The 20,837-nt window shown below is 74.1% G+C and carries 16 protein-coding genes; 8 read left to right on the forward strand and 8 right to left on the reverse strand.

Annotated features, from left to right (window positions below):
- Window positions 1–2: 2 nt before the first annotated feature.
- Both ACF1BN_RS00495 and ACF1BN_RS00500 read left to right on the forward strand, forming a co-directional pair.
- Window positions 3–917, forward strand: a complete 915-nt coding sequence (locus tag ACF1BN_RS00495; protein ID WP_392329370.1) for a carbohydrate ABC transporter permease — start codon at window positions 3–5, stop codon at window positions 915–917.
- A 107-nt stretch (window positions 918–1,024) separates the two neighbouring features.
- The gene (locus tag ACF1BN_RS00500) at window positions 1,025–2,467 is read left to right on the forward strand and encodes a GH1 family beta-glucosidase (protein ID WP_392329371.1); all 1,443 of its coding nucleotides are present in this window, start codon (window positions 1,025–1,027) and stop codon (window positions 2,465–2,467) included.
- 66 nt (window positions 2,468–2,533) lie between these two features.
- Here ACF1BN_RS00500 and ACF1BN_RS00505 read toward each other — a convergent pair whose 3' ends face one another.
- The 5 genes from ACF1BN_RS00505 to ACF1BN_RS00525 form a co-directional block, all read right to left on the reverse strand.
- Window positions 2,534–3,004 (reverse strand): hypothetical protein, encoded by a 471-nt coding sequence (locus tag ACF1BN_RS00505; protein WP_392329372.1) that lies wholly within the window; start codon window positions 3,002–3,004, stop codon window positions 2,534–2,536.
- A 146-nt stretch (window positions 3,005–3,150) separates the two neighbouring features.
- Window positions 3,151–3,879 carry an IclR family transcriptional regulator gene (locus ACF1BN_RS00510; RefSeq protein WP_392329373.1) on the reverse strand — a complete coding sequence of 243 codons (729 nt, stop codon included), beginning with the start codon at window positions 3,877–3,879 and terminating at the stop codon, window positions 3,151–3,153.
- Between the two features lie 193 nt (window positions 3,880–4,072).
- Window positions 4,073–4,951 carry a geranyl diphosphate 2-C-methyltransferase gene (locus ACF1BN_RS00515; RefSeq protein WP_392329374.1) on the reverse strand — a complete coding sequence of 293 codons (879 nt, stop codon included), beginning with the start codon at window positions 4,949–4,951 and terminating at the stop codon, window positions 4,073–4,075.
- A gap of 29 nt (window positions 4,952–4,980) precedes the next feature.
- Window positions 4,981–6,219 carry a family 2 encapsulin nanocompartment cargo protein terpene cyclase gene (locus ACF1BN_RS00520; protein WP_392329375.1) on the reverse strand — a complete coding sequence of 413 codons (1,239 nt, stop codon included), beginning with the start codon at window positions 6,217–6,219 and terminating at the stop codon, window positions 4,981–4,983.
- Between the two features lie 56 nt (window positions 6,220–6,275).
- A complete protein-coding gene (locus tag ACF1BN_RS00525) occupies window positions 6,276–7,685 on the reverse strand; it encodes a family 2B encapsulin nanocompartment shell protein (protein ID WP_392329376.1) in 1,410 nt (469 codons plus the stop codon).
- Between the two features lie 574 nt (window positions 7,686–8,259).
- Between ACF1BN_RS00525 and ACF1BN_RS00530 the strand changes: the two genes are divergently transcribed.
- The 3 genes from ACF1BN_RS00530 to ACF1BN_RS00540 all read left to right on the forward strand — a co-directional run bounded on the left by ACF1BN_RS00530 (window position 8,260) and on the right by ACF1BN_RS00540 (window position 11,631).
- A complete protein-coding gene (locus ACF1BN_RS00530) occupies window positions 8,260–9,756 on the forward strand; it encodes a cytosine permease (RefSeq protein WP_392329377.1) in 1,497 nt (498 codons plus the stop codon).
- 222 nt (window positions 9,757–9,978) lie between these two features.
- Window positions 9,979–10,854, forward strand: a complete 876-nt coding sequence (locus ACF1BN_RS00535; protein ID WP_392329378.1) for an acetylxylan esterase — start codon at window positions 9,979–9,981, stop codon at window positions 10,852–10,854.
- Between the two features lie 408 nt (window positions 10,855–11,262).
- A complete protein-coding gene (locus tag ACF1BN_RS00540; RefSeq protein ID WP_392329379.1) occupies window positions 11,263–11,631 on the forward strand; it encodes a BlaI/MecI/CopY family transcriptional regulator in 369 nt (122 codons plus the stop codon).
- A gap of 86 nt (window positions 11,632–11,717) precedes the next feature.
- Here the strand turns inward: ACF1BN_RS00540 and ACF1BN_RS00545 are convergent, their stop codons facing one another.
- Window positions 11,718–12,077 (reverse strand): GNAT family N-acetyltransferase, encoded by a 360-nt coding sequence (locus ACF1BN_RS00545; RefSeq protein WP_392329380.1) that lies wholly within the window; start codon window positions 12,075–12,077, stop codon window positions 11,718–11,720.
- Between the two features lie 202 nt (window positions 12,078–12,279).
- On the opposite strand from ACF1BN_RS00545, the gene ACF1BN_RS00550 reads away from it, so the two are divergent.
- Both ACF1BN_RS00550 and ACF1BN_RS00555 read left to right on the forward strand, forming a co-directional pair.
- Window positions 12,280–12,870, forward strand: a complete 591-nt coding sequence (locus tag ACF1BN_RS00550; protein WP_392329381.1) for an NUDIX domain-containing protein — start codon at window positions 12,280–12,282, stop codon at window positions 12,868–12,870.
- Window positions 12,871–13,082: 212 nt separating this feature from the next.
- Window positions 13,083–13,253, forward strand: a complete 171-nt coding sequence (locus tag ACF1BN_RS00555; RefSeq protein WP_392329382.1) for a hypothetical protein — start codon at window positions 13,083–13,085, stop codon at window positions 13,251–13,253.
- Window positions 13,254–13,280: 27 nt separating this feature from the next.
- Here ACF1BN_RS00555 and ACF1BN_RS00560 read toward each other — a convergent pair whose 3' ends face one another.
- Window positions 13,281–15,521, reverse strand: a complete 2,241-nt coding sequence (locus ACF1BN_RS00560; protein WP_392329383.1) for a glycoside hydrolase family 9 protein — start codon at window positions 15,519–15,521, stop codon at window positions 13,281–13,283.
- Window positions 15,522–16,183: 662 nt separating this feature from the next.
- Here ACF1BN_RS00560 and ACF1BN_RS00565 point away from each other — a divergent pair.
- On the forward strand, window positions 16,184–19,570 hold the full coding sequence (locus tag ACF1BN_RS00565) for a S8 family serine peptidase (protein WP_392329384.1): 3,387 nt from the start codon (window positions 16,184–16,186) through the stop codon (window positions 19,568–19,570).
- 171 nt (window positions 19,571–19,741) lie between these two features.
- Here ACF1BN_RS00565 and ACF1BN_RS00570 read toward each other — a convergent pair whose 3' ends face one another.
- Window positions 19,742–20,707 carry an ROK family protein gene (locus tag ACF1BN_RS00570; RefSeq protein ID WP_392329385.1) on the reverse strand — a complete coding sequence of 322 codons (966 nt, stop codon included), beginning with the start codon at window positions 20,705–20,707 and terminating at the stop codon, window positions 19,742–19,744.
- Window positions 20,708–20,837: the final 130 nt, after the last annotated feature.

A 20,837-nucleotide genomic window follows, 5' to 3' on the forward strand; every position in this document is an offset into this window, starting at 1 on the left:
CCATGGCCCGCACCCTCGACACCACCGCCACCACCGAGCCGAAGACGCCCGGGGAGCGCCCGGGGCGCCGCCGCTTCCGCCAGACGGCGGGCCGGCAGCACCACGCGGGACCGCTCACCTACGTCCTGCTCGTCATCGCCACGGTGGTCTCGCTCTTCCCGCTGTACTGGAACGTGGTCGCCGCGTCGCACACCGGCGAGCGCGTGGTGCAGGCCCCTGCCCCGCTGCTGCCCGGCTCCCGCCTCCTCGACAACCTCAGCTTCGCCTGGGACCAGGTCGACATGGGCGAGGCGCTGATCAACACCACGATCGTGGCGAGCCTGGTGGCCGGCTCCACCGTCCTCTTCTCCACCCTCGCCGGCTTCGCCTTCGCCAAGCTGCCCTTCAAGGGGCGCGGCATGCTGCTGTCGCTGGTGGTCGCCACGATGACGATCCCGCCGCAGCTCAGCGTCATCCCGCTGTACCAGATCATCACCGACCTCGACTGGTTCGACCAGCTCCAGTCGGTCGTCCTGCCCTCGCTCGTCGCGGCCTTCGGCGTCTTCTTCATGCGCCAGTTCCTCGTCGAGGCGCTGCCCGTGGAGCTGGTCGAGGCCGCCCGCATGGACGGGGCGCACAGCCTGCGGATCATCTGGCACGTCGTCTTCCCGGTGGCCCGCCCGGCGATGGCCGTGCTCGGCATGCTCGTCTTCGTCCAGGCGTGGAACGACTTCTTCTGGCCGTTCATCGCGCTCACCCCGGACGGCAACCCGACCCTCCAGGTCGCACTCGCCGGCCTGGGCGCGGGCAACCACACCGTGGACCACTCGATCGTCCTGACCGGCGCGCTGATATCCACCGTGCCGCTGCTGCTGGTCTTCGCCTTCCTGGGCAAGCACATCGTGGGCGGCATCACCGCCGGCGCGGTCAAGAGCTGACCGGGCCGCACCGCCCTTCCGTACCGCATCCCCCGGCTCCGCCGGGTCCGCCGCAGTCGCCGGACCCGGCCGGGCCCACCCGTACCCTGCGTTGGGAGCGCCCTCCTATGACCGCGTCCGAAACCCGGCCGCTCACCGCCGTCCGCCAGTTCCCCACCGACTTCCTCTGGGGCGCGGCCACCGCCGCCTACCAGATCGAGGGCGCGGCCCGCGAGGACGGCCGCACCCCGTCCATCTGGGACACCTTCTCGCACACCCCCGGCAAGGTCTTCGAGGGGCACACCGGCGACGTGGCCGTCGACCACTACCACCGGTTCCGTGAGGACGTCGCCCTCATGGCCGAACTCGGCCTGAACGCCTACCGGTTCTCCGTCTCCTGGTCCCGGGTGCAGCCCACCGGGCGGGGTCCCGCCGTCCAGAAGGGCCTGGACTTCTACCGGGCGCTGGTGGACGAGCTGCTCGCCGCCGGCATCGAGCCGGCGCTCACCCTCTACCACTGGGACCTGCCGCAGGAGCTGGAGGACGCGGGCGGCTGGCCGGAGCGCGCCACGGCGGAGCGGTTCGCCGAGTACGCGGGGATCGTCGCCGACGCGGTCGGCGACCGCGTCAAGCGGTGGACGACGCTCAACGAGCCCTGGTGCACCGCCTTCCTCGGCTACGGCTCCGGCGTGCACGCCCCCGGGCGCACCGACCCGGTCGCCTCGCTGCGCGCCGCCCACCACCTCAACCTCGGCCACGGGCTCGCCGTCCAGGCGCTGCGCGCCGCGCTGCCGGCGGACCGTCAGATCGCGGTCTCGCTCAACCTGCACGAGGTGCGGCCGCGCAGCGGTTCGGCCGAGGACCTGGACGCGGCGCGGCGGATCGACGCCGTCGGCAACCGCGTGTGGCTGGGCCCGATGCTGGAGGGCGCCTACCCCGAGGACCTGCTCGCCGACACCCGGCACCTGACCGACTGGTCCTTCGTCCGGGACGGCGACACCGCGGCGGCGCACCAGCCGCTCGACTTCCTCGCCATCAACTACTACGCGCCCACCCTGGTGGCGCACGTCGCCGACGGCGAGGAGAAGCCGCAGGACGACGGGCACGGCGACAGCGCCCACTCGCCCTGGCCGGGCGCCGACCGGGTGGCCTTCCACCGGGCGCCGGGCGAGCGGACGGCAATGGGGTGGCCGGTCGACCCAAGCGGCATGTACGACCTGCTGCGCCGCACCTCCGAGGCGTACCCGGATCTGCCGCTGGTGATCAGCGAGAACGGCGCCGCGTACGAGGACGTGGTCGGCGAGGACGGCGGGGTCCACGACCCCGAGCGCACCGCCTTCGTGCACGCGCACCTGGAGGCGGTGCACCGGGCGATGGCCGACGGCGTCGACGTCCGCGGCTACTTCCTCTGGTCGCTCCTCGACAACTTCGAGTGGGCGTACGGCTACGCGAAGCGGTTCGGCATGGTCCACGTCGACTACGACACCCTGGTGCGCACCCCGAAGACCAGCGCCCGCTGGTACGCGCGGGTGGCGCGCTCGGGCGAGCTGCACGCGCCCGGCGCGGTCTGAGGCCGGATGCGACGGAGGGCCGTGCCGGGGTCACCGGCACAGCCCTCACGCATTCTTGACGACTGCTCAGATGTCGATGACCCGGTAGCCGATGACGTAGACGCCGCCGGAGCCCTCGACGCTGCGCCACTGGGTCTCGGCGCCGGCCTCGGTGCCGGTGACGAGGGTGGCGCCGAGCTTGTCGTCGCCGCCGAAGGTGTCCTTGTCCCAGAGGGTCAGGGTGCGGGCCTGCTGCTTGCCGAGGATGAGCGCGGCGTTGGAGTTACCGTCGGCCATGGAGCGGACGTAGCCGGTGCCCATGGTCTGGTAGCTGATGCCGTTGCCCGGCCAGACCTTGACGGCGTTGCCGTTGGCGTCGGTGATCTTGAGGTAGGCCTCGTCGTGGTCGCCCTCGCTGTTCTTCTGGCAGTGCAGTTCGACGAGTTCGATCCGGACGTAGTCGATCGGCTCGGCGTGGGCGGTGCCGGCGAAGGCGGCGATGCTGCCGAGCCCGAGGAGGGCGGTGGCGGCGAGGCGTGCGGCTCGGTTCTTGCGCATGGTCGTGTCTCCCCCGAAGGTGTGCGTGCTTCTCGGTGTCTCCGTGCCGTTCCCCCGGCACGTCCCTCACTGTGCCGCCCTTCGCCCGCTCCGTTCTACGCGCGTTCCGCTCAACGGAACGGCGGGGCGGTCGAGTCGGGGCGGGTTCAGGGGGCGAGCGCGGCGGCCGGGACCGCGCGGTGCGGTACGCCGCGGGTCAGGGCGCGGCCGAGCGCGGCCCCGGCCTCGGCGACGGACGCGGCGAGGGCGTCGAGCCGCCGTCCGGCGGGCACCATCGCGGCGAGCGCGGCGACGGTCCGCCCGTCCCGGCCCCGGACGGGGAAGGCGGCACAGCACACGCCGTCCATCACGTCCTCGCGGTCGAGGACGGGCCCGCCCCCCAGAGGGCCGCGCAGGGCGTGGCCGGCGGCGGTGTCGAGCCGGAAGGCGGTGCCGTCGCGGACCGGCACCAGCGGTTCCAGCTCTCCCGGGGCCGAGGCGACGACGATGGCCTGGTCCTCGCGGAGCACGGCGAGGACGACGCTGGCGCGGGTGGCGGCGCGCAGCCGCTGCACGGGCAGCCGGGCGGCGGGCCGGAGCCCCGGGTGCGGCTCCCATGCCTGGCCGAGCCGGTAGAGCTCCGGTCCGACGCGGTAGCGGGAGCCACGTCGCTCCACGGCGCCGACGGTGACGAGCTGGTCGAGCAGCCGGTGGGCGCTGCCCTTGGGCACCCCGCAGGCGAGGGCGAGTTCGGTGACGCCGGCCTCCTCGCCGCACCGGCGGAGCGCGTCGAGGAGGGCGAAGGCCCCTTCGAGGACGCCCCGTCCGCGTCCGGGCCGGTCCCGCGCCTCCGTCCGCTCCGGGTCGCCGGGTCTCGGACGTGTCCCGTGGTCCATGGTTCGTGTTCCCCCTGTCTGTCCGCCCGGCCGCTGTCCCCCGATGGCACGGCCGCGGGCGCCTCCCCACGATGCCGCAGACCCGGACGAATCACCTAGGGGTTCGGCGCCGGTGCGTCGCGGCCGGGGGAAGGCCGAGGGCCGGGCCCGTCCTGGAGGACGGGCCCGGCTCGGTGACCGGCCGCGCGCGGGATCAGACGCGGTCGGCGGCGATCAGCACGTACTGGAAGGAGCCGTCCTTGTACGACTCGATGAACGCCTCCTCGATGCCGGTGACCAGCGACGAGGTGGCGCGCAGCTCCCAGTAGGGCAGCGTGTCGGGGGTCAGGTCGATGACGGCCTGGGGTACCAGGCGGTTGTCGGCCATTGCCTTGAGGTATTCGCGGCGCGAGTGGATGTTGCACTCGAAGTGGGCGTTGATCTGGGAGACCCACTTGGACGGCTGCCCGTACTTGGGGTTCCAGCAGCCGGTGATGGTGACGTAGCGGCCGCCGACCTTGAGGAAGCGGGAGTGCTCGGCCATCAGGTCGTCGAGGTCGACGTACATGCTGGACTCGTTGTTCCAGGAGGCGGTGATGGAGCCCTTCTCGAACGGGGTGTCGAGCATGTTGCAGACCTGGGCGCGGACGTGGCCGTCGATGCCGAGCTCGCGGGCGCGCCTGTTGCCGAACTCGGCCTGGGTGGTGGAGAGGGTGACGCCCTCGACCTTGCAGCCGAAGCGCTGGTGGGCCATCACGCTGGAGCCGCCGCGGCCGCAGCCGGCGTCGACCAGGGTGTCGGCGGCGGTGATCGGGCCGAGGTGGTCGAGGAGGACCTCGGCCTGGGCGGACTCCAGTCGGTGCAGCTCCGAGATGAGCTTCTTCTCGTACTCGCTGTCCTCGGGGGTGCCGAGGGAGGCGTGGTCGACGGCGCCGATGCCGTAGTGGTGGTGGTAGAGGCCGTCCACGTCACCGAGGCGCAGGTTCACGGGCCGGGCCTCGGCGTTCCAGTAGCGGGCGATGTCGCCCTGGTACGGGGTCGCCGGGCCGGGGATGCGCGCGGAGGCTTCGGTGGAGGTCAGCTCGGTGGTCACAGAGGAATCCATTTCTCGGTGGAGGTCGTCTACCAGAAGTCGGGCAGGCTGTAGCGGAACGTGTTGGTCTGGTGCCAGTAGTGGTTGCCGTCGACCCAGGTGGCGACGCCCTTGAGGAAGCGCAGCACGGTGGGGACGGCGAAGGCGGCGGCCACTTCGGCGGCGGCGGCCTCGTAGGCGTGCATGAGGTCGTTGTGCACCTCGACCGCCTTGAGGTAGGCGTCGCGTTCGGAGAGCTTCTCGCGCTCCGCGAGCACCACCGGCAGGTTGAGGTGGACGCCGGGGCTGGAGAGCTCCTTGGTGTAGGAGTACAGGTCGTTGACGATGGTGGTCGCGTTGCCCGCGAGGGCGATGACCCGCTGCATCTCCGGCCGGGCGTGCAGGTCCGCCGGCAGTTCGTAGCCGCCGACGGTGTCGGTGATGGTGGGGCAGGGGCGGAAGTTGTTGTACTGGCGCATGGCCAGGTACTCCCACACCTCGGGCATGTGGTCGGTCTCCGCCCAGGCGGCCTCGGCGAGGTAGCCCATGTGGAGCCGGGCCATGTCGTGCCGGAAGCGGTCGGACTGGGAGGGCGAGGCCGCGCGGACGAAGTACTCCATGGCGGAGCGGTAGGCGCGGCGCGGGGCGTCCGAGCCGAGCGATTCCGCCCACGCCGGCGCGTACTCCGCCGTGGTGTGGAGGGGGTCGAGCGCGGTGTGCGCCATGAGGAGGCGGCCGCCGAGTCCGATCGGGGAGCCGCCGTGGTCCTCGCAGTAGCAGTCGTCGACGGCGTTCTCCGCGACCATGAGCCGGGTGGCGAGCATGACGTGGTCGACGGTCGGGGCGTCGGGGTGGCAGGCCACCATGTAGCGCCCGACGGAGAAGCCGTCGAACTGCCCCTCCCACTCCTCCGGGTAGAGCTGGACCTCGTCCAGGGCCCAGTCCTTGATCCGGCGGCTGACCTCCTCCACGCGGGCGGGGTCGGGCTCCGGGACCGGGTGGAAGTAGAGGCCGGGGATGGGCCGGCCCTCGGCCGCCGGGACGGCGTCGGCCGGCCCGTCGGCCGGGTCAGGCAGCCCGGCCGGCACCGGGAGCGGTGCCGGACGGGTGAACGAGACGCTGGCCGTGCCGAGTCCGCTGGGTCCGCCGGGGATCCAGCGGGGCGCGGCCTCCGGCGCGGGCGCCTCGCCGGCCGGGCCGGTGAGGGCCCGGTCGAGGACGTCGGCCCCGAGGCGGGCCGCCGCCGCGGGCAGGTGTGCCGGCAGGGGGGAGAGCCCGGGGTCGGGCATCCGTAGCTCCTTGCTGGGTGGGGTGGTCCGTCCCGGATGCGGGACGGCCGGGGCCGTCAGTCGCGGCGGCGGGCGATCTGCACGTTCTCCATCACGCCGAGGGCGTCGGGGACAAGGACGGCGGCCGAGTAGTAGGTGGTGACGAGGTAGGACATGATCGCCTGCTCGCTGATGCCCATGAAGCGGACCGAGAGGCCGGGCTCGTACTCCTCCGGGATGCCGGTCTGGCGGAGGCCGATGACGCCCTGGTTGTCCTCGCCGGTACGCATGGCGATGATGGAGCTGGTCTGCTCCTTGGTGATCGGGATCTTGTTGCAGGGGAGGATCGGGACTCCGCGCCAGGCCGGGACGGACTGGCCGCCGAGGTCGACGTGGTCCGGGTAGAGGCCGCGGGCGTTGAACTCCCGGCCGATGGCTGCGATGGTCCGCGGGTGGGCGAGGAAGAGCTTGGTGCCCCGGCGGCGGCTGAGCAGCTCGTCCATGTCGTCCGGGGTGGGCGGACCGGAGTGGGTCTGGATGCGCTGCTTGAAGTCGGCGTTGTGGAGGAGGCCGAACTCGCGGTTGTTGACGAGCTCGTGCTCCTGCCGCTCGCGCAGGGCCTCGATGGTCAGACGGAGCTGCTCCTCCGTCTGGTTGTGCGGGCCGTTGTAGAGGTCGGCGACGCGGGTGTGGACCTTGAGGACGGTCTGCGCGACGGAGAGCTCGTACTCGCGCGGCTTGAGCTCGTAGTCCACGAAGGCGCCGGGGAGGACGGCCTCGCCGACGTGCCCGGAGGACATCGCGATCTCGGCCTCGCCGTGCTTGTTCTGGCGCTGGTCGGGGAGGGTGCTGAACGCCTCGATGTGGGCCTGGAGCGCCGGGGAGTTGGCCTTCACCGCGGCGAAGTCGGCGCGGGAGAGGGTGAGGAGGGTGCCGCTCGTCTCGGCGGTGGCCGTGTAGTCCCAGGTGGCGTCGGCGTCGAGGAGGGCGTTCTCCCCGAAGCGGTCGCCGTCGCCGAGCACGGCGACGGCGACGTCGTCGCCGTAGGGACCCTCGGAGGTCTGGCTGACGCGGCCGTGGGCGAGGAGGTGGATCTCGCCGGCCGCGTTGCCGCGGGTGACGATGATGTCGCCGGCGGAGAAGTCGCGCTGGACGCAGCGGTCGGCGAGCGCGGTGAGCACCTCGACGTCGTCGAAGCCGCGGAGCAGGGCGAGTTCGCCGAGCTCGCGGGGGATCACGCGGACGGTGGCGCCGTCCTGGACGAACTCCACCCGGCCGTCGCCGACGGTGTAGCTGAGCCGGCGGTTGACCCGGTAGGCGCCGCCCTTGGTCTCCACCCAGGGGAGCGTCCGCAGCAGCCAGCGGGAGGTGATCTCCTGCATCTGCGGGGCGGACTTGGTGGTCGAGGCGAGGTTCCGGGCGGCGTGGGTGCTGAGGGACTGCTGCGGGGGTGCCGCCTGGGCTTCCGGGCTGGTGTCGACGGTCATCGGACCGGGGTCTCCTTAGCGAGGGTGGGGACCGGGCACGGCGACACGCCGGACCCGTCGAGGAGGGTAGGGAGGGAGGGCGTCCGGTCATCCGTCCGGACCCGGGGAACAGTAACGGCCCGTCAGCACGCTCCGCCCGGAGAGCCGAGGGGCATTACCTCGATGCGGTGATCTTGTTCCGGCTCTGGTTTACCGGTCGCCCCGACGGCTTTCCGCCACGCGATCCGGGGCTCGGCGACAGCCGGGCCGGTGGGAGGTCCGGGGGAGGGTCGGACGCCCGATCGGACGGCATGGGTTCCGGCCACGTACCCCGTCGGAACCCCCGCTTGACAATCCGCCCCACCCGTCACACAAGTCAACCGACCGCGTCAACGCGGGGTCCCCGACTCTCCCCACCCCCTCGGGAATCACGCGTTCCACTCCTCGCGGACGACTCAACTCACCTGCGTGCAGCGGCTGTTCATGGGAACATCCGGGTCGGACGACCGAGGTGGTCACGGGGGTACCGGGGGGTACGTACGGTGGAGCGGCATGCCTGTCGGCGGGACGAGGTCGGCACGGGGCGGGGTGCGCGGTGAGCGGGGCCGAACACGCGTACGCGGAGACGGAGGGGACACCGGACCGGCGGTTCTCCAACGCGGATCTGCTCCCCGCCGGCACGGGTGAGTTCCGCTGGCGCTGGTGGGACTTCGCGGCCATCTGGATCTGCGTGTCCTGGAGCCTGTCCTACCTGATGATCTCCGGGATGCCGGGCCAGGACCGCTTCACCTGGCCGCAGACGCTGCTGATCGTCGGCCTCGCGCAGCTCGTCGTCCTGCTGCCGTCGCTGCTGGTCGAGCACGCCGGGGACCGGCACGGGGTGCCGTTCGCGGTCTTCGCGCGCAGCGCCTTCGGAGTGCGGGGAGCCGCGCTGCCCGCGCTGCTGCGGTTCGCCTCGGCGTGCGTCCTCTTCGGCTTCCAGGCCGATCTCGGCGTCCAGGGCATCCAGCTGCTCACCGGCGACCGGGTCGGCTCCGGCTACGGCGACTTCCTCAGCCCGGCCTATCTGGTCTTCCTGGGTCTCCAGTTGTGGATCATCTCGAAGGGTCCGAACGGGCTGCGCCGGTTCGCGGACCTCGCCGCACCGGTCCTGCTCGCGGGGCTGGCGGTGGCGATGCTGTGGGCCTCCGCGCACGGGGAGGGTCCGCTGCTGCCCGAGCCGGCCCGGCCGATCGGCTGGGGCTGGGACTTCTGGTCGGCGGCGGCCCCGGCCCTGGCCTCCGCGACGGCCCTGTTCGCCGCCGTCGGGCTGACCGTGCCGGACCTGGTGCATCTCGGCTCCCCCGGCCGACGGGCGGAGGGCTCCCGGCGGCGACTGGGCGTCGGGCTGCTGCTCCCGGTCCTGATGACCGGGATCGTGCTGTACACGATGGCGCTGATGTCGCTCTCCTCGTACGGAACGGACGGGTACTCCGGCTCGCTGACCCTGCACGCGCTGGACGACATGCCGGCCGGCAGCCTCCTCGCCGCGACGATGCTGATCGTCGCCACGCTCTGCGCCAACCTCGGCCTCAATCTGGTGTCGGCGGGGTACGACCTGTCGAGCACCGCCCCGTCGGTGATCGGCTTCCGGGGCGCGGCGGTGCTGGCGGCCCTCGTGGGCACGGCGGTGGCGTGGTGGGCGCGGAGCAGCAGCGACTACCAGGTGCTGGCCTGGGCGAACCTGGCCGAGGGGTTCTTCGGCACGGTGTCCGGGATCCTCGTCGTGGAGTACTGGGTCGTGCGCAGGACCCGGCTGCGGCCGGCGGAGCTGTACCGGGCCGGGGGGCCGTACTGGTACGCGGGCGGCTGGAACTGGCGGGCCGTCGTGGCCTTCGTGGTGGGCGGCCTGCTGGCGGTGGGCGGCTCCCGGGAGGGCGCCGGGGCGGCGTCGGACGGCCCGCTGCTGCCCTTCCTCGCCCCGCTCGACGACTTCGGCTGGCTGGTGGGCCTGGTCGTGTCCGGCGGACTGTACGCGGCACTGACCCTGCGGGCACGGAGGGGCACGCCGGCGGAGGGCCGCGCCGGCGGAGGAGGCGCGGCCGTCGGCTGACGGCTGACGGCTGACGGCTGACGGCTGACGGCTGACGGCTGACGGCTGACGGCTGACGGCTGACGGCTGACGGCTGACGGTACGTCCGGACTGGGCAGTTGCACAGGCCGGGCCGCGCAGGACTGGGCCCGCGCGCACAGACACGCGGGCCGGGCCGCTCCACGATGTCCCTGGCCACGGTCGCGAGGACGCGCGACCGTACGGAACCACAGAGGAGTTCCCATGCCAGGGAGAACGAGGCGCCGCCTGTTCGGCGGTCTGCTGCTCGCCGTGCTGCTGGCGCTCGGCACGACACCCGCCACGGCGGAGCCCGGGACGGCGACGACCGGCGGGATCCCGTCGGTGGGCACCGCCTGGGGCGAGCCCGGCCCGTACGAGGTCGAAGTCGACATCGAGGCGGTGCACACCTTCTACCACCCGCGCACGATGGGCCCGTCCGGCGAGCGGCACCCGGTGGTGATCTGGGGCAACGGCACCGGGGCCGTACCCGGGTTCTACAGCTCGCTGCTGCGGCACTGGGCGAGCCACGGCTTCATCGTCGCCGCCGCCAACACGCCCACCTCGAACTTCGCGATCAGCATGCGGGCCGGGATCGACGTGCTGGAGCGGCGGAACGCCGACCCCGGCAGCGAGTACTTCGGCAGGGTGGACCTGGAGCGGATCGGCTCGGCGGGGCACTCGCAGGGCGGGGCGGCGGCGGTGAACGCGGCGATCGACGCGCGGGTGGACACGACGGTGCCGATCCAGCCGGGACCGCTGACCGACCCGGACCTCACCGGCGTGCCGGTCTTCTACCTGGCCGGGCAGCGCGATCTGACGGTGTGGCCGGCGCTGGTGAAGGCGCTGTACCGCGACTCGGGGCACCTGCCGGCCGTGTACGGGGAGGTGCGCGGCGCCGGACATCTGTCGTCCATCGGGGACGGCGGGGACTTCCGCGCGCCGACGACCGCGTGGCTGCGGTTCTGGCTGATGGGCGACGAGAACGCGCGCGGGCTCTTCTTCGGCCCGGACTGCGGCGCCTGCGGGGACAGCCGCCTGTGGTCCGGGTGGGAACGCAACGCGAGGGCGCTGGAGATCCCGGGCCCCGGCGGCCTCTGAGCCGAACGCCCACGGTCGTCCCGCCCCTGCGAGGCATCGACTGCGCCGATGGGCTCAGGAGCTCCGCGCCACTCGACTCGACGACGCCGTGGCCGCCGGGCCGCTCTACGGCGCGGTGGCCGCCGGGCCGCCCGAGGGCCCCGTGGCCACCGCGCCGCCCTACGGCGCGGTGGTCGCCGGGGGCCGTCGAGGACGCCGGCCACGACCGTCCCGGCCGGGCCTGAGCCTCGGCCCGCGCCCGTACCACAGCAGGACCGGGCGCACCGCCGCCCCGGCCGGCCCCGCGACCGGCCCGACTACGCTGAGGCCGGTCGCGGGGCCGGTCGCGGGGCCGGGGACCAGGGCCGGTCGCGCGACCGGCACCAGGGCCGCGACCAGGGCCGGGATCGGCGGAGAGGACGGGCACGCATGCGTCGGCTCGGGGAGCTGGAAGCGGAGATCATGGACCGCTTCTGGCGGTGGCAGCGCCCCGCCACCGTGCGCGAGGTCGTCGACGACATCAACCGCCACCGCGACGTCGCCTACACCACCGTCACCACGGTGACGGGCATCCTCTTCCACAAGGGCCACCTCACCCGCACCCGCGAGGGGCGGGTCTGGCTCTACCGTGCCTCGGCCACCCGCGAGGCCTACGCCGCCGCCCTCATGGAGGACGGCCTCGGCGCGAGCGAGGACCGCACGGCCGCCCTCGCCCGCTTCGTGGAGAACCTCGACGCCGACGAACTCGACGCGCTGCGCACCGCGCTCCGCGACGCCGAGCGATGGACCGAGGGGTGAACACCGCCCCCGCCCTGTTCGACACCCCGCCCCGCTCGGCCACGCCGCCCTCGTCGGCGTCGCCGACCCGCCCGGACGGAGGCGCGTCAGCGGCCGAGCCGCGCGTCCAGCCAGCTCAGCACCTCGGGGGTGACCGGGTCGGTGATGTCGGCGAACTCCTCGTGCTTCTTCAGGAACTTGGCGACGTACGGGCAGACGGGCACGATCCGCAGGCCGGCGGCGCGCACGTCGGTCAGCGCCTGCTCGACGAGGATCCCGGCGAGGCCCCGGCCCGCGTAGGCGTCGTCGATCTCGGTGTGGAAGAACACCCGGCGGTCCTCGCGGTCGCGGTACGCGGTCAGTCCGGCCCGCGCTCCGTCGACGAGGATCTCGTACCGGTGCCGCTCGTCGACGCGGCGGACGACGGGGGTGGCGGGGGTGACGGTCTGTTCGACCTGCTCGGTCATGCGGCGGCCCTTCGGGTCGTGACGGTCGGACGCTCTCGGTCCCGATGCACCCTACTCCGCGGTATCCGCAGGTGGGACGGGTGAGGAGGGCGGACCGGACAGGGGGACGGCGCGGGGCGCGTCCGAAACACCTGTGCACGCCGGGCGGGTCGCGCTCGTTGAACACGGGCGACCCGCCCCCCCCGCCCCACGGAGACCCGTCATGCAGCCCCTGCCCGTGCCCACCGCCCCCGCCGCCGCGCCGGCCCTGCTCCCCGTGGACGAGTTCGTCGCGACGCTGCCGAAGGCCACCCTGTTCGGGGCGGTGTACTTCACCGACGGGGAGGACCGGCCGGTGCAGCTCCACGCCGTCTACAGCGACGAGCACCCCTGGCAGCTGCCGGGCGGTACGGCGGAGGCGGGCGAGCGGCCCTGGCAGACCGCCGTGCGGGAGACCGAGGAGGAGACCGGACTCGTGGTGGCCGGGCCCCCTCGTCTGCTGGCGGCCGTCTTCGGCCTGCCGGGCGCCGCGTGGCCGCTGGCGACCGCCGGGTACGTCTTCGACGGCGGGCGGCTCAGCGACCGGCAGATCGAGGAGCTCGTCCTCGACCCGGCGGAGCACGACGAGGTCCGCGTCCTCCCGCTCCAGGAGTGGCGGGCCCTGATGCCGCCGCGGGACTTCGTCCGCCTCACCGCCTTCGCGGAGGCCCGGCGCACGGGCAGCGCCGCCTACGTCGGCACCTGGGACTGGGACGAGCCTCCCGCCGCGGAGCCGCTGGGGGCCGCGGAGCCGGCGGGGGACACCGCTCCCTGATCGTCCCGCCGCGAAGCCGCCGGCGGACGCCGCTCCCTGATCCTCCCGCCCCGGAGCCGACGGGGGGACGCCGCTCCCTGATCGTTCCTCCGTCTCGTCCCTCCGTCGCCCGCTCAGGCGCTCGGGGCGCGGCGGAGTCCGCGGATCGCCGGGACGGCGAGGAGCGCCGCGCTCGCCGCCACGCAGGTGCCCGCCGAGACCAGGAGGAAGTGGTGCGGGCTGGCCAGGGCGGTGGCGGGACGGACCTGCCGGTGGAGACGATCGCCCGGCGGGTCGGCCTCTCCTCGGCCGTGAACCTCCGGCGCCGCTTCCACGAGGCCCTGCGCACGACCCCCGCCGCCTACCGGCGCGCCTTCCGGGCGAAGCGCTCCGGGACGGGGTGACGGGGGTCGGGGCACGGGGGCGGCGGATCAGTCCTGGTCGGCCACGAAGGAGGCCATCCAGGTCAGGGCCGAGTTCCAGTTGATGGTGATCTCGTTGGTGGACCAGGACTGGATGTCGTCGATGTAGCAGAACTGGCCGGTGCAGCCCTTGAGCCTCGCCTGGGCGAGCGGGTCCTGGATGCTGGAGTTGGGGCCGCCCGAGAGCGAGCCGGCGGGCGGGTGCGGGAGGTTCGGGTCGAGCTGGTGGGCGTACCAGCGGCTGTGCTGGTTCCGCGCGTGGACCTCGCCGTAGCCGGTGACGTAGGAGAGGTTGAGGGCGTTGCGGCCGAGGACGTAGTCCATGCTCTGGACGGCTCCGTCGCGGTACTTGGCTCCGCCGGTGAGGTCGTGGGCGGTGGCGAGGACGACGGCGTTGTTGAGGATCTGGTGGGTGGAGCCCCAGTCGTACTTCTGACCCTCGGGGGCGTACGGCATGCCGTAGGGGTGGGCCTTCAGGGTGGCGAGGTAGCGGTCGGCGCCGGCCCGGACGGACCCGCGGACCCGGTCGCGGCCGGGGAGGCGGCTGGGGACGGTGGCGAGGTCGAGGCGGGCGGGGACGGCGGTGGCGGCCCAGTCGAAGGCGACGGGGCCGAAGATGTCGGCGGTGTGCAGCGGTGAGGTCAGGACGTGGTCCTGGAACTCCTTCTCGCCGGTGGTGAGGTAGAGCTCGGCGGCGGCCCAGTAGAACTCGTCGGCGACGTTCCGGTCGGCGTAGGTGCCGCCGCCGACGCCGTCGCTCTCGGAGGCGAGGACGTCGGGGTGGGCGAGGGCGGCGGCCCAGGCGGTGCGGGCGGCGGTGAGCGCGGTGGCCGCGAACCGGGCGTCGTACTTCTCGTAGAGGCGGGCGGCCTGGGCCGCGGTCGCGGCGAGGTTGAGGGTGGCGGCGGTGGTGGGCGGGTGCAGCTCGCGCTTCTGCGGGTCGTCGGCGGGCATCAGCGGCAGGCCGGTCCACTGCTCGTCATGGATCTTGTGGTGGGCCATGCCGGCGAGGGGTTCGCCGGCCGGGACCTGCATCTTGAGCAGGAACTCCAGTTCCCAGCGGGCCTCGTCGAGGATGTCGGGGACGCCGTTGCCGCTCTCGGGGAGGGCGAGGGTGCCGTCGCCGAGGGCGCCGGGGTCACCGGTGCGGGCGTGCAGGGCGCGCTCGTGGGTGGCGAGGAGCTGCCAGACGGAGATGCCGCCGTTGACGACGTACTTGCCGTGGTCCCCGGCGTCGTACCAGCCGCCGGTGACGTCCCGCGTGTAGTCGCAGACGCCTGGCTGGCAGGGGACCGCGCTGTCGCCCTGGTTGGGGGCGACGCCGAGGTGGCCGGCCGCGCGGCCGTAGCCGGGGCGCAGGTCGTCGCGGACGGGGGTGCCGCTGCGCTGGGTGTAGTAGAACTTCGCGGCGTCCAGGCGGAGTCGGTCGTACGCCTCGGTGCCGATGTCGAACGGGCGGCTGGTCTCGCCGTCGGCGACGAGGGTGAACCCCTGCCCGGTGCGCCGGTGCGCGCCGAAGTCGAGGGTGTGGACGTTCTGCCCGGAGGACGGGTCCACTCCGCGCGGGAGGGTCAGACCGTGCGCGACGACGGCGCCGGCCGCGTCCTTCAGCTGCCAGGGGAGGCGGCCGGTCGCGTCGGTGACGAGGGTGGCGTTCTTGGGGCCCCGGGGCAGGTAGGCGACCTGGTTGACCCGGACGCGGGGACCGGTGTCGGGTTCGTACGCCTCCGGGGGCACCCCGCCGAGCAGGGAGACGTCGTCGAGGCAGAAGCGCCAGGGTTCGGCGGCGCCGCCGAGCTGGAAGGCGACCTGTCCCTGGGCGGTGTCCACCGGGGAGGCGAAGGTGTACGTGTAGGTGTCGCCGGAGACGCTCAGCTGCGGCACGACCTCGTAGTAGGCGTCGTACGGGGCGACCTGAAGGCCGACGACCGCGCGGACGGAGTGGCCGGCGGGGGTGCCGGTGGCACGGAAGGCGATGCGGTACGACTCGCCCTTGACGAGCGGGAGGTCGTTCTGGCCGACGGCGGCGTCCCAGGTGTTCGCGGTGCCGCCGGGTACGTCGGCGCAGAGGGTGCCGCCGGTGGTGGCGGCGGTGACGCCGCTGGTCCACCAGGAGTCGGCGCCGGCGTCGAAGGTGCCGTTCCTGATCGTCTCGACCTCCTCGGCTCCCGCCGGTCCGGCGGGCATCGCGGTGAGGCCCGCCGCCAGCAGGGCCGTCAGGGACAGCAGGGCGGTTCTGCGTCGGTTCACGTCCGGACTCCTCCGAGGGGGGTGGTGGGGAGCACAACAAGAGTGGGAGCGCTCCCAAGCGGGCGCCGGCCATCCTCGCGGCCGGGCCGCGGGGCGTCAACGGCCCGGACCGGACCAGGTTCTCGCGACCCGGACCGAACCCGTCGCACGACGCGGACCGGGCCGGGTTCTCGCGGCGCGGACCGGACCCGTCGCACGACGGACCTGAGCAGGTCCTCGCGGCGCGGACCGAACCCTTCGCACGACCGGGACCGGACCAGGTTCTCGCGACACGGACCCAACCCGTCGCACGACGCGGACCGGACCCGGTTCTCGCGGCGCGGATACGGCCAATCGGAGAGCGAGGCTCCGCCCGAGGAGGCGGCACACCCCGAAAAGCCCCCCGCACCTGGGGCGCCGGCCTCCCGTCCGGCACCTCCGTCGCACAGGCATCGCACGGGTGTCACAGGCTCGTCACACGCTCGTCGTCACCCCATCGAACTCGCGCCCTCCGGCGTGGCCGGAAACCACATGCTCCACCGCCCCGCTCCCCCAGCGCCGTTGATCACCTCCCCCGTGACCTCGGATACTGCGCTGGCCGACCGCGGGCGCCGTTCGCGCCGCAGGCCGGAATCGACCACCCCACCTCATCCCAAGCTCCTGGGGGAGACTTGCGCGCACCCGTGCAGAAAGCACGCGCCTTCACGATCGCCGCGGCCACCTCGGTGGCCCTCGTGGCGGGCATGACCGGCCCCGCCATCGCGACCGCCCCGACCACCCCGTCCGTCCCGCGCACCTCGGACGCCTCCGCTCCGCACCCGGCCCGGATCGGCGGTGACCAGCGGATCACGCTCGTCACCGGCGACCGGGTCGTGGTGGACGCCGAGGGCCGGATGGTGCGCTTCGAGGCCGCACCCGGCCGCGAGCGCATACCCGTCGAGGTGCGGCGCACCGGCGACCGCACCCTCGTGGTGCCCGCCGACGCCCGGCCCCTGGTCGCGGACGGCCGGCTCGACCAGCGGCTCTTCGACCTCTCCGTGCTCACCGACCCCCGGCTGCGGGCGAGCCACGGCTCCGGGCTGAAACTGATCGTCCGGTACGACGGGAACGCCGGCTCCGCGCGGGCCTCGCTCCGCGCGGCCGGGGACACCGAGGTGCGCCGCACCTTCCCGACGCTCGGCGCCGACGCCCTGCTCGCCTCCCAGGACGACCTGACTCGGGTCTGGGAGGCGCTGACCGACCGGCGGGCGAGCGGCGCCCGGGCCACGGCCGCCGGCATCGGCACGGTGTGGCTGGACGGGGTGCGGGGCGCGAGCCTCGACCGCAGCACCCGGCAGATCGGCGCCGACCGGGCCTGGGAGTCCGGTTTCGACGGCGCCGGCGTGCGGATCGCCGTCCTCGACACCGGCGTCGACAGGACCCACGAGGACCTGCGCACCCGGGTCGTCGGCGAGAAGAACTTCTCCGCCTCCCCCGACGCGGTGGACCGCGTCGGCCACGGCACCCACGTCGCCTCGATCGCCGCCGGCACCGGCGCACGGTCGGGCGGCCGGTTCAAGGGCGTGGCGCCCGGCGCCGAGGTGATCAGCGGGAAGGTCCTCGACGACGAGGGGTACGGCGACGACTCGGCCGTCCTCGCGGGCATGGAGTGGGCCGCCGCCGAGGGCGCCGACGTGGTGAACCTCAGCCTGGGCAGCCCGGACAGCCCCGGCGTCGACCCGCTGGAGGCGGCGATCGACCGGCTCAGCGCCGAGAAGGGCATCCTCTTCGCCGTCGCGGCCGGGAACGACGGCGAGGCCGGCGCCTCGACGGTCGGCTCCCCCGGCAGCGCGGACGCGGCGCTGACCGTCGGCGCCGTCGACCACGAGGACCGGCTCGCCCCCTTCTCCGGCACCGGCCCGCGGGTCGGCGACGGCGCCGTCAAGCCCGACGTGACCGCGCCCGGTGTCGCCATCACGGCGGCCGCCGCCTCCGGCAGCGCCTTCGACACCCGCCCCGGCACCCCGCACCCGGCGCCCGGCTACCTCCAGCTCGACGGCACCTCGATGGCGACCCCGCACGTGGCGGGCGCGGCCGCGCTCCTGAAGCAGCGTCACCCGGGCTGGACGGCCGCCGAGCTCAAGGGCGCGCTGACCGGGTCCGCCGAGGGCGGCGCCGGCCTCGGCGCCTTCCAGCAGGGCACCGGCCGGATCCAGGTCGACCGGGCACTGGCCGGGACCGTGATCCCCGCGCCGGTGTCGCTGGACTTCGGCACGGCCCGGTGGCCGCACGCCGACGACGAGCCGGTCACCCGGAAGGTCGGCTACCACAACCTCGGGACGGCCGACGTCACCCTCGACCTGTCGGTCTCCGGCCTGGGCCCCGCGGGCGAACCCGCCCCGGCGGGCTTCTTCACCCTCGGCGCCTCCCGGGTCACCGTGCCGGCCGGCGGGACCGCGGAGGTCGAGCTCACCGCCGACACCCGCGCGGGCGGGACCGACGGCTCCTTCACGGGGTACGTCACCGCCACCGGTGCCGGCCTGTCGGTCCGTACGGCCGCGGTGGCCGTGCGGGAGGCGGAGTCGTACGACCTCACCGTCCGCACCCTCGGCCGCGACGGCGCCGACGCCCGGGACTTCGCCAACACCCTGACCGGCATCGCCGGTCCCGCGGCCGGCTTCCAGACCCGGATCGACAACGAGCCGGGCAGCCACACGATCCGTGTCCCCAAGGGTTCGTACACCCTCAACACCGCCGTCTACGAGGACCCTTCGGACTACACCAAGGGCACCGACTGGATCGCGCAGCCGAAGCTCGACGTCTCCGGGGACACCGCGGTCACGGTCGACGCGCGCACCACGAAGCCGGTGGACCTGACCGTTCCGGGGATCGACCGCGCCGACTACGCGGGCACGTACTACGAGCGCGACACGGAGATCGGCCGGGTCGGCAACGGCTGGGTGCTGCGCGGCTTCGCCGGCTTCCGCACCGCCCACCAGGGCCCGGCCGTCACCGACGGCTCGATGCTCCAGACCTGGGACGCGCACTTCCTCGACGGCGCCACCGGTCAGTACGCGGTGGCCTTCGGCGGCAAGGCGCGGACCGTCGCGACCGGCTACACCCGGCACGTGAAGGCGGAGGAGTTCGCCACCCTGAAGGTGGACCTCGGCGCCTCCGCGCCCGGCAAGACCGCGCTCGCCTCCCCGTACGCGCACCTGCCCGGGGCGCCGGAGGGCAACGGCTTCTCCGCCCCGCAGCCCGCGCCGGGCACCCGTACCTTCCACATCTCGACGGCGGACGGCGTCCGCTGGCTGACCCGCTTCAACCAGCTGGGCGCACCCGACGAGTGGGGCTACCCGGCCTTCGAGGGCAGCTACGAGATGGCCGCGCCGAAGCGGTACGAGGCCGGCCGGACGTACGGCGAACGCTTCAACACCGGTGTCTTCGGCCCGCTCCTGGGCGAGGGCACGGGCGTCTTCCGCACGGCGCCCGATCCGGCGACGGGCGAGCAGCGGCTCGTCGGCGCGGTGCCGCTGCTAGCCGACGGCCGGGGCCACACGGGCTTCGCCCGGTACTCCTCGGTCACGACGACGCTCTACCGCGACGGCGTGAAGGTCGCGTCGAACGAGGACCCGCTGAGCGGTACGGAGCCCTTCGCGGTCGACGGCGCCGACGCCGCGTACCGCCTCGTCACCTCGGCGGAGCGTCCGGCGGAGGCCGCCGGGGTGTCCACCCGGATCGAGACCTCGTTCGCCTTCCGGTCGAAGCAGGTCACGGCGACGACGGCGCTTCCGGTGTCCACGGTCCGCTTCGCCGCGCCGGTCGACCTTCAGACGCGGGCCCCGGAGCGGGCCTGGGTCTCGGTCCCGGTGACCGTGCAGGGATCGGCGGCCGGGAAGAACCTCAAGTCGCTGACGGTGAAGGTCAGTTACGACGCGGGCGGTACGTGGCAGGCCGTGCCGGTCGTCGGCGGCCGGATCGCCGTGCGGAACCCGGCGAAGGGCGCGGGCATCTCGCTGGCCGCCGAGGTCACGGACAAGCAGGGCAACACCTCGACGCTGTCGATCCGCGACGCGTGGACGGGCAGGTGAGCTGAGCCAGACCCTTCGAGGGTCGGCACCTGGCGAGCCGGTGTCACCGCCTGGGGCGGTGGCACCGGCTTGGGGTGGTGGCACCGGCTTGGGGTGGTGGCACCGCTTGGGGCGGGTACCGCCGGCTCGGGGTGGTGACAGCGCCTCGGGGTGGTCGCACCGGCTCGGGGGTCAGGAGACGCGGCGGGGCAGCGCGGGGGGCGGGAGTCGGGAGTCGGCGGCCGCGATCGCCGCCGCGCCGATCAGGCCGGCGTCCAGGGCGAGGGCGGCGGGGAGGACGCGGACGGTCCTGGTGAAGTCGAGGACCGCGTAGGAGGCGAGGTGGTGGCGGAGCGGGGTGAGGAGGGTGTCGCCCGACTGCGCCACGCCGCCGCCGATCACCACGAGGTCCAGTTCGACCAGGGCGGCGGTCGCGGCGACGGCCGCCGCGAGGGCGCGGGCGGCGCGGTCGAAGGCGTCGAGGGCCCGGGCGTCGCCGGCGCGGGCGGCGGCGGCGACCTCGCGGGCGGTCGCGGGAGCGCCGGGCGGGGGCGTCCAGCCGGCTTCCAGGGCGTGGGCGGCGATGGCCGTACCGCTGGCGAAGCGTTCGACGCAGCCCCGGGCGCCGCAGGGGCACAGGGGGCCGTGCTGGTCGACGGTGATGTGGCCGATGTGGCCGGCGTTGCCGGTGGTGCCGGGGTGGACCGTGCCGCCGAGGACGAGGCCGCCGCCGACGCCGGTGGAGACGACCATGCAGAGGGCGTTCGTGGCCCCCCGGGCCGCGCCCAGCCAGTGCTCGGCGGCCGTCATCGCGACCGCGTCTCCGACGAGGACGGGCCGGATGCCCGCCGGGACCGCCGGGTGGGTCATGACCCGCTCGACGAGGGGAAAGGCGCGCCAGGCGGGGATGTTGACCGGGCTGACGGTGCCGGCGACGGTGTCCACGGGCCCTGCGCTGCCGATGCCGAGGCAGGAGAGCGCGGTCCAGGCCGGATGCGCGGCCAGCTCCTCGACGACCTGGGAGACGACGTCCGCGAGGACCTCCGCCGACTCCCGGGCCGGGGTCGGGCGCTGGGCGCGCGCGACGAGCCGGCCGTCCGCGTCCACGAGCGCCCCGGCGATCTTCGTGCCCCCGATGTCGAGCGCGCCGTACACCATCACGTCCCACCTCTCCGTCACGGCCGACCGGCCGCGATTCGCCCGCGTCCAGCTTCTGACAACGTTGTCCATGTTGTCCAGTCGCGCCCCTGACCCGCCGGGCGGTGCTCGACGCGGGCCCGGACGGTGC

It is taken from the genome of Streptomyces sp. NPDC014861, assembly GCF_043081625.1.
GTDB lineage: Bacteria > Actinomycetota > Actinomycetes > Streptomycetales > Streptomycetaceae > Streptomyces.